General features: G+C 63.3%; 1 protein-coding gene and 1 pseudogene. Both read right to left on the bottom strand.

The window, feature by feature from the left end; genetic code table 11:
• Positions 1-165: pseudogene (locus EN994_RS36555) on the bottom strand (cupin); the annotation flags it as partial.
• Between the two features lie 5 nt (positions 166-170).
• Positions 171-1,037: a phosphoenolpyruvate hydrolase family protein gene (locus EN994_RS32720; RefSeq protein ID WP_024504438.1), complete on the bottom strand. Its 867-nt coding sequence runs from the start codon at positions 1,035-1,037 to the stop codon at positions 171-173.
• Positions 1,038-1,063: the final 26 nt, after the last annotated feature.

The raw sequence follows: 1,063 nt of genomic DNA, 5'->3' as shown, positions 1-1,063 counted from the left end.
GTTGTGGCGCGTGTGGCCCTTGCCGGAAGGCAGGTCGACGACCCCGCCGGAAAAGCGGGTTGCGCCATTCACTTCGGGCGCCACCGTCAGCGCCAATTTTCCCCAGTCGAAGCCGAAGGCGCTGACGTCCTTCGGGTACACGAACACTTTGCTCTTGTCGGTCATCTCACTCATCCCTTCTTTTTCTTGAATGTGGTCTTCTGGCCGCCGAGCGCGACGGCCTTGAAATCGGCCGTCTGCTTGGCGATCGCGGCTTCCGCCGGCAGCCGTTCCATCGAGCTGGCGCCATAGAAGCCGTGCAGGCCCTTGGCCTGGGAGAGAATGTAACGGGCGTCGTCGGGCATCGAAATCGGGCCGCCATGGCAAAGCAGGATGACATCCTTGCGCACCGAGCGCGCGGCATTGGCGATGGCGTCGATCTCCTGAATGCAGTCGTCGAGCGACTTGGCTGACGTGGCGCCGATCGAGCCGCCTGTCGTCACACCCATATGGGCGACGACGATGTCGGCACCGGCCTTGGTCATGGCGCGGGCCTCATCCGGGTTGAAGACATAGGGCGTGGTCAAGAGATCGAGCTTGTGCGCCTCGGCGATCATGTCGACCTCGAGGCCGAAGCCCATGCCGGTTTCCTCGAAGCTCTGCCGCATGCTGCCGTCGAACAGGCCGATGGTGGGAAAATTCTGCACGCCGGAAAAGCCCATCGTCTTCAGCTCTGCCAATAGCAGCGGCATGATGACGAACGGGTCGGTGCCGTTGACGCCGGCCAGCACCGGCGTGTGTCTGACCACAGGCAGCACCTCATAGGCCATTTCCTTGACGATCTCGTTGGCGTTGCCATAGGCGAGCAGGCCGGCGGCCGAGCCGCGCCCGGCCATGCGGTAGCGGCCGGAATTGTAGATGATGATGAGGTCGATGCCACCGGCCTCCTCGGCCTTCGCCGACAGGCCGGTGCCGGCGCCGCCGCCGACGATCGGCACGCCCTTGTCGATCATTCCCCTGAATTTCTTCAAGATGTCCTTGCGCGGTATGGCGGGCATTTTTTGAGGGCTCTCACTGTCTGGCG

It is taken from the genome of Mesorhizobium sp. M7A.F.Ca.CA.002.09.1.1 (genome assembly GCF_003998555.1).
GTDB classification, from domain to species: Bacteria; Pseudomonadota; Alphaproteobacteria; order Rhizobiales; family Rhizobiaceae; genus Mesorhizobium; species Mesorhizobium ciceri.
This window is presented reverse-complemented; position numbering and strand designations above follow the sequence as displayed.